At 64.2% G+C, this 7,091-nt stretch carries 6 protein-coding genes; 1 reads left to right on the top strand and 5 read right to left on the bottom strand.

The features are described 5' to 3' along the window. Together EN893_RS12225 and EN893_RS12220 are read right to left on the bottom strand one after the other, a co-directional pair. On the bottom strand, positions 1-1,561 hold a 1,561-nt coding region (locus EN893_RS12225), incomplete at its 3' end, for an FAD-dependent oxidoreductase (RefSeq protein ID WP_164900817.1). Between the two features lie 20 nt (positions 1,562-1,581). Continuing rightward, positions 1,582-2,145, bottom strand: coding sequence for an XRE family transcriptional regulator (locus tag EN893_RS12220; protein WP_127269323.1), 564 nt, complete (start codon positions 2,143-2,145; stop codon positions 1,582-1,584). A 204-nt stretch (positions 2,146-2,349) separates the two neighbouring features. On the opposite strand from EN893_RS12220, the gene EN893_RS12215 reads away from it, so the two are divergent. Then, the gene (locus EN893_RS12215; RefSeq protein ID WP_164748979.1) at positions 2,350-3,054 is read left to right on the top strand and encodes a nitroreductase; all 705 of its coding nucleotides are present in this window, start codon (positions 2,350-2,352) and stop codon (positions 3,052-3,054) included. Positions 3,055-3,065: 11 nt separating this feature from the next. Here the strand turns inward: EN893_RS12215 and EN893_RS12210 are convergent, their stop codons facing one another. From EN893_RS12210 to EN893_RS12200, 3 genes are all read right to left on the bottom strand, one after another. Beyond that, on the bottom strand, positions 3,066-4,508 hold the full coding sequence (locus EN893_RS12210) for an MFS transporter (RefSeq protein WP_127270664.1): 1,443 nt from the start codon (positions 4,506-4,508) through the stop codon (positions 3,066-3,068). A 175-nt stretch (positions 4,509-4,683) separates the two neighbouring features. Then, complete coding sequence (locus EN893_RS12205; protein WP_127270665.1) at positions 4,684-5,286, bottom strand: sarcosine oxidase subunit gamma; 603 nt, start codon at positions 5,284-5,286, stop codon at positions 4,684-4,686. Then, positions 5,279-7,091 (bottom strand): glycine cleavage T C-terminal barrel domain-containing protein (locus tag EN893_RS12200; RefSeq protein ID WP_281062480.1); only part of this gene is annotated, 1,813 nt, incomplete at its 5' end. The genes EN893_RS12205 and EN893_RS12200, both read right to left, overlap by 8 nt.

Below are 7,091 nucleotides of genomic sequence, written 5' to 3'. Positions count from 1 at the left end.
GCCCGGTGACCTGCAGGCTCAGCCATTCGGCGGCACCGGGACCGTCGAGGTTGAAGCGCGAGAAGCCCGGCAGGTCCAAAATGCCGGCGGCATCGCGCACGGCCAGGCACTCCTCGCGCACGCGATGATGCCACGGTCCGTCGCGGCGGAAGGTCAGCGTGGCTTCCTCGGAAATGTCATCGCCGTCTTGTGCGTACCAGGTGGCACGCTCCCAGCCATTATAGGCGTCGAAGCGGCCGCCGAGCGCCTTGATGCGATCATGGATCGGCGACAGCTTGCGGTCGCGGCCTTCCGGCCAGGCATGGCGCGGGAACTGGATGGCATATTCGTTGCCGTAGATCTCCATGCCCTTGGCGACGCAGTAGTCCGGCGCCGAGGCAAAGGAAGTGAAGCGGCGCGGGTCGCACGACCACATGTCCCATTCGGTCCGGCCCTCTGTCACCCATTCGGCCAGCACCTTGCCGGCGCCGCCACCCTGGGCAATGCCGAAGGTGAAGACGCAGGCCTCGAAGGCATTGGGAACCCCGGGCATCGGGCCGATCAGCGGGTTGCCGTCCGGCGTGTAGGGGATCGGCCCGTTGATCACCTTGGACAGGCCGGCGGTGCCAAGGATCGGCACGCGGGCGACGGCATCGGCCAGATAATGTTCCAGCCGGTCGAGGTCGTCGGGGAACAATTGAAAGGAAAAATCCTCCGGCATCGGGTCGTTGTGGCTGGCCCAATGCGCGCGGCAATTGCGCTCATAGGGGCCGAGATTCATCCCGTTCTTCTCCTGGCGCAGATAGTAGGAGGTGTCGACGTCGCGCAGCAGCGGCAGTTTCTTGCCCTGTTCCTTCGACCATGCCGCCAGTTCGGGAATCTCCTCGAACAATATGTACTGATGGCTCATCACCATCATCGGCACGTCGCGGCCGAACATCCGGCCGACTTCGGCGGCGCGGTAGCCGGCGGCATTGACGACGATCTCGCAGCGGATCTCACCTTGCGCCGTCTCGACCACCCACTCGTCGTTCTCGCGGCGCACGCCTGTGACCGGGCAGAAGCGGATGATCTTCGCGCCCATGTCGCGCGCGCCCTTGGCCAGCGCCTGGGTGAGCTGCGCCGGATCGATGTCGCCGTCGCTCGGGTCGTAGAGCGCGCCTTTCAAATCATGCGTCTCGATGAAGGGATAGCGGCGCTGGATCTCGTCGACGCCGACGATGTCGATGTCCATACCCTGGTAGCGGCCCATGCCCTTGGCGCGCTGAAATTCCTGCATGCGCTCTTTCGTGTGGGCAAGGCGCAGCGAGCCGGTGACGTGATAGTTCATGGGATAGTCGACCGCGTCGGCCAGCCCGCGATAAAGCTCGGTCGAATAGCGCTGCATGTTCATCAGCGACCAGGACGAGGAGAAAGTCGGCACGTTGCCGGCGGCATGCCAGGTCGAGCCCGAAGTCAGCTCGTTCTTTTCCAAGAGCACGCAGTCGGTCCAGCCCGCCTTGGCGAGATGGTAGAGCGCGGAAGTGCCGACGGCACCGCCTCCGATGATCACCACGCGCGCCGTGCTCGGCAAACCCGCCATGTTCTTCTCCAAACTTGAACTCAATAGACGGGTGGTGAAACCACCCAGATGACAATTGCAGGCTCCGCGCCCGGATTGCGCCAGCGGTAAGGCTTGCCTTCAAAGCGAAAGGAGTCGCCTTCGCCAAGCCGATGCCAGACACCTCCGATCTCGATGTCGAACAGCCCGGAGGCGACGTATCCAGCTTCTTCGGTCGGCCGCTGCGCCTCGGCCTTCAGTTCCGCGCCCGGCGCGAAGACCGAACGCACCATCTCGAAGCTACCGCCGAGATCGGGCGACAGAAGCTCCTCCACCAGGCCGGATTCGCTTGTGCCAAGCGTGCGGCGCCTGCCAGCGCGCACGACCACGCCGCGCTCGCTTTCGACAGGTACGTCATGGCTGAAGAACAGGCTGATCGGCACGCCGAACAGTTCGGCGAAGGCTCGGAGGTCACCGAGCGACGGCGTCGACAGACCGCGCTCGACCTGGCTGACCCAGCCGACCGAACGGCCAAGCTTCGAGCCGATCTCGGCGAGTGTCAGCCCGCGCGCCTTGCGCAGGGCCCTGATATCGCCGGCCAGCACGCGTTCGTCAGGTACCTGCAATGTTCTAGCGGTAGTCGAAGGCAAAGCGCTCACTTTATGAAAAAATCTGGCCAAATTTCATGAGAAGTCAAGCTCATGAAAAAATCAAGTAGATTTTCACGGATGCACAAGATTTGCTTGCGCGATTTTGACGGTTCATGCAAAGGCTCCGCCGAGAGCGGCGAGTGGGGACGTCCGATCGAGACAAAGGGTAAGGGACGGCCCATGCTGGAAAATAACCCCCGAATTGCGGGCGATGCCGAGATTGTCGACGAGGCGATCCTGTCGCGCCGTTCGGTGCGCGCATTCCTGCCCGACATGGTCGACGACGAAACCATCCGCGCCATTCTGGCGGTTGCGGCGCGTGCCCCATCCGGCACCAACATGCAGCCATGGAAGGTCTATGTCACCAAGGGCGAGAGCAAGCAGCGGATATCAGACGCCATTCTCAATTCCGGCATTCGCGCCGAAAAAGCTGATTGGGACGAGTACCGGTATTATCCCACACAGTTCTTCGAGCCGTATCTGACCCGCCGCCGCGCCAACGGTTTCGGCCTCTATGGCGCGCTCGGGATCGGTCGTCGCGAGGTCGACAAGATGCGCGCCCAGCACGACCGCAACTTCGTCTTCTTCGACGCCCCGGTCGGCATGATCTTCACCATCGACCGCCGCCTCAACCAGGGCTCATGGATCGACTACGGCATGTTCCTGCAGAACATTATGGTCGCAGCAAGAGGCAGGGGTCTGCACACCTGTCCGCAGGCGGCCTTCGCGCCCTATCACCGGCAGATCAGGCCGGTGCTCGACATTCCGGACGAAGAGATCGTCGTCTGCGGCATGGCGCTTGGTTATGAAGATACGTCAAAACCTGAAAACGCCTTCCGCACCGACCGCGTGCCGCTGGAAGAGTGGGTGACGTTCAGCGAATAAGCCAGCCAGCCTCATTCGGTATTCATCTGTGCGCCGTGGCCGCTGACATGGGCACCGTCCTGTGGCGTCAGCTTGAGGTAGGCAAGCAGCGCGCAGAGCGTGATGATGCCCTCGATGACGAACAGGATGCGGAAATCGTCGGCGACGGCTGGACCGCCGCCGGCCAGAAATGACAATACCGCCGCAGCCAGGCCGACGCTGATCGCCACCGCCAGCTGCCATAATATGTAATAGAGCGCGCTGAAGCGGGCGAGCTGCTCGGGCGCGATGTCGGAATAGGCGAGATTGCCGGTCGAGGCCCATTGCGCGGAGCGGAAGACGCCGAAGACGAAGATGTAGGTCAGCACGATCCACACCGGCGTCGTCGCCTGCATCAAGGCGAAGCCGGCGACCATCACGGCGACGATCGGGGTGTTGTAGACCAGCACGCGGCGAAAGCCGAAACGGTTGAGGACACGCGGCATGAAGAAGCGCATGGCCACGGAGCCGACCGCGGCGACGAAGGTCAGCGATCCCGCCTGCACCGCGCTCATGCCGAAGCCGAGCTGGAACATCAAGGGCAGCAGGAACACCACCGAGCTGAGGCCGATCGTGTCCAGCCCGCCGCCGGTGAGGAACGAAATGCGGAAGGTACGGATGCGCAACAGCTCGAGATCGAGCAGCGGATTGCGCACGCGCAGGCAGTAGAACGAGGCGATGGTCAGGATGACCAGCGCCAGCGCCAGTTCTGCGGCGATGATGCCGCCCGCGGCATCCTTGGCAGCAAGCGAATCCATGCCGAAGACCAGCAGGACCATGCCGCTGCCGACCAGCAGGAAGCCCGGAAAATCGAACGGCGTGCGCACGGGCTTGGTCATCGTCGGAAACAGCGAGGCGGCAAGAATTGCCGCCGCCAGCGCGAACGGCACGTTGATGAAGAAGATCCAGCGCCAGGAAATGTAGGTGGTCAGCGCGCCCCCGACGAGCGGACCGACCAACGGTCCGGACTGGCCGGCCAGCGAGATGTACATGTTGATCTTCAGCGTTCGGCTGCGCGGAAAGGTCGACAGGATGACGACCTGGCCGAGCGTGCCCATCAAGGCACCGCCAAAGCCTTGCAGCGCGCGGGCGCCGACCAGCATCCAGATGTTGTCGGACAGCCCGCAGAGCGCCGACGAGGCGGCGAACACCAGCAAGGCAAAGCAGTAGACGTTGCGCAGGCCGAAGCGATCGGCGGCCCAGCCGCCAAGCGGCATCGAGATGATCAGGCTGGCGACATAGACGGTAATCAAGAGGCCGAGCTGGCTGGGCGGACGGCCGAGGCTTTCGCTGATGCCCGGCAGCGCGGTCACCACGACATTCTGGTCGAGGCTGGTCATGAACACGCCGCAGGCGACCGTCAGCGGCAGCAGGAGCAAGGCTCTGGCCGGCACATCGGCGCGATCCGTGGCGCCGGCGGATAGTTCTGCGGTCATGGAGATGTTCGAACCAAACGAATGTGCCGACTCTTGAAGAAGGGATTTCATATCCCTCGGGCCGGTTGGGCGGCCACGTTTTCGCACCATGGGCGCCGGCGGCCAGATTCTCTAGCGGCAGAAGCGGCTGGCGTTGATGCCAGATGTGGGCAACGCGGCCATCCGGCCGCGCCGCCTACTGCACCTCGTAGCCGACTTCCTCGCTGGCATGGCAGAGCGCCTTCCAGAACGAGCGTGCAAACGAGCGGAAGACATAGATGTCGAACTGGTCGGCGCTGGTGCGCTGGATCTGGGCGAAGATGTCGTGATGGGTGGTCGAGCGGCCGGCTCCAACAGGAAAGGCCGGCAGCGCGAAATCGATGGCGAAGAATTTCGCCAGCACCCATTCGGCCTTCGGCCCGGCAATGCGGATGGCGGTGCGGCCGTGCGAGAGGTCGGTCACAGTGCCAATGGCGGGGGTCACCACCTTGGCAAAGGCCGCAGCCAGGCCTTCGGCTTCATCGGCAACGGTGAACTTTCCCGGCGCGAAGCCGAACACCGATTTCACGCCATCGCTCAAGCCGCCGCCGGCGCCATCGGGCAGGGCAAGCCCGGTGACGGTGCGGACGGCTGCTATCAGCTTCTTCTCCTCGCCGGGCCACGCGGCGAGCTGCACGATCGAGCCCGGCCTTGTCTCGGTCAGGATGATCTCGACGCCGTGCTCGAAATTGCCGTGCGAGCCGACATGGAATTCAGGCTCAAGCGGCGACAAGGGTTCGGGTGATTGGCGCTCAACCATGCATGCGGCTCCCGTCCGGATCGAAGAAGTGGTTGGAGACGATCTCGACCGGTCCAAACCGGTTGCGCAAGGGATCGGAGACATGAGCGCGCGTGCCCTGCAGTGCCTTGCCGCCCTTGACCAGCGCCAGCGCGATATGCCTGCCGAGCGCCGGTGAATAGCAGCAGGCGGTGATGTGACCGATCGAGCCGTGCGGATTGGCCTCGTCAACCTCCTCGACGATGTGCGCGCCGCCATTGAACGGTAGGTTGTCGAGGGCGATCAGGCCGACCAGTTCCAGGCGGTCCGACGCGATCAGGCCTTCGCGGTCCATCATCGCCGAGCCGATGAACGGCTTCTTCTTCGACAGCATCCAGTCGAGATGCAGGTCGCGCGCCGTGGTGCGGCCGTCGATCTCGGCGCCGGTGACATGGCCTTTTTCGATGCGCATGGTGCCCAGCGCCTCGAGCCCGTAGGTGACCAGCCCGAACGGTTTGCCGGCCTCGACAAGCGCTTCCCAGACATGGGTGCCGTGGCCGGCGCCGGAATAGACTTCGAACGCCATTTCGCCGGAGAAGGACAGCCGGCAGATCATCACCGGCACGCCTGCTATCTCGCCGCGCACGAGGCCCATGAAGGGCAAGGTGGCATTGTCGACTGCGGTGCCGGTGACACAAGAGGCGAGGATCTGCCTGGCCTTCGGCCCGCCGATCGCGGCCCCCGCCCATTCGTCGGTCACCGAGGTGACGTGGACTTTCAGCTCCGGCCAGATCACGTCGAGGAAATATTCCAGATGCTGCATCACCTTGCCGGCATTGGCGGTGGTGGTGGTCATCAGGAAGTCCTGCTCGCCGAGCCGCCAGGTGGTGCCGTCGTCGAAGGCTAGGCCGTCCTCGCGCAGCATCAGACCGTAGCGGGCCTTGCCGACGGCCAGCGTCGAAAACATGTTGGTGTAGACGCGGTCGAGGAATGCGGCGGCGTCGGGGCCTTGCACGGCAATCTTGCCCAATGTCGAGACATCGACGATCCCGGCGCTTTCGCGTGTCGCCTTGGCTTCGCGCACATAGGCCTGCTCGACCGTTTCGCCTGCATGGCCGTAGATCATCGGGCGATACCAGAGGCCCGCTGAATACATGGTCGCGCCGTTGGCCAGATGCCAATCATGCATCGGGGTCAATCGTTCGGGCTTGAGATCGCCAAAACGTTCCGCCGCCAGCGAGCCGATCGACACCGGCGCAAAGGGCGGCCGGAAGCGCGTCGTGCCGACTTCGGGGATGGGCTTGCCCAGGGCTTCGGCCATGATGGCAAGGCCGGGCACGTTGGAGCTCTTGCCCTGGTCGGTCGCCATGCCGAGCGTGGTGTAGCGTTTCAGATGCTCGACCGAGACAAAGCCTTCCCGGTGCGCCAGCCGCACGTCCTCTGCCGTCACGTCGTGCTGGAAGTCGACAAAGCTCTTGCCCTTGGCCCTGATCTCGAACACCGGTGCCGGATCAGGATCGCCGGGCACGGCTTCCACCGCCGGCAATACAGAAGGCGCGCTGGGGCCACCGGCTGCGGCAAGGCCCGCGGCGCGGCCTTCGGCGATGGCTTCGGCGGTGGAGAAACTGCCGGTGAAGGCGCCGGCGCCGATCCAGCTCTGTGTTGGCTTCGGCGGCAGGAAGGCCTGCCGCGCGGCATTCCATTCCGCCTTGGCGCCGGCCTGGCTGGCCAGATGGATGGTCGGCGACCAGCCGCCGGACATCAGCAGGCAATCGGCGTGGATACTGCGGGCATCGCCGATGAGCGTGCCGTTGGCCATATCGAAGCGTTGCAGTTTGAGGCCGGAC

Origin of the sequence: Mesorhizobium sp. M7A.F.Ca.CA.004.04.2.1 (assembly GCF_004022825.1) — a bacterium.
Taxonomy (GTDB): Bacteria; Pseudomonadota; Alphaproteobacteria; order Rhizobiales; family Rhizobiaceae; genus Mesorhizobium.
Note: the sequence above shows the minus strand (reverse complement) of the source record. Positions and strands in the feature narration are given on the sequence as shown.

What these genes read in the sequence shown, in the direction of transcription:
- EN893_RS12210 (WP_127270664.1), bottom strand. Translation starts at nt 4,508, where the DNA reads ATGACCGCAGAACTATCCGCCGGCGCCACGGATCGCGCCGATGTGCCG.
- EN893_RS12205 (WP_127270665.1), bottom strand. Translation starts at nt 5,286, where the DNA reads ATGGTTGAGCGCCAATCACCCGAACCCTTGTCGCCGCTTGAGCCTGAA.
- EN893_RS12215 (WP_164748979.1), top strand. Translation starts at nt 2,350, where the DNA reads ATGCTGGAAAATAACCCCCGAATTGCGGGCGATGCCGAGATTGTCGAC.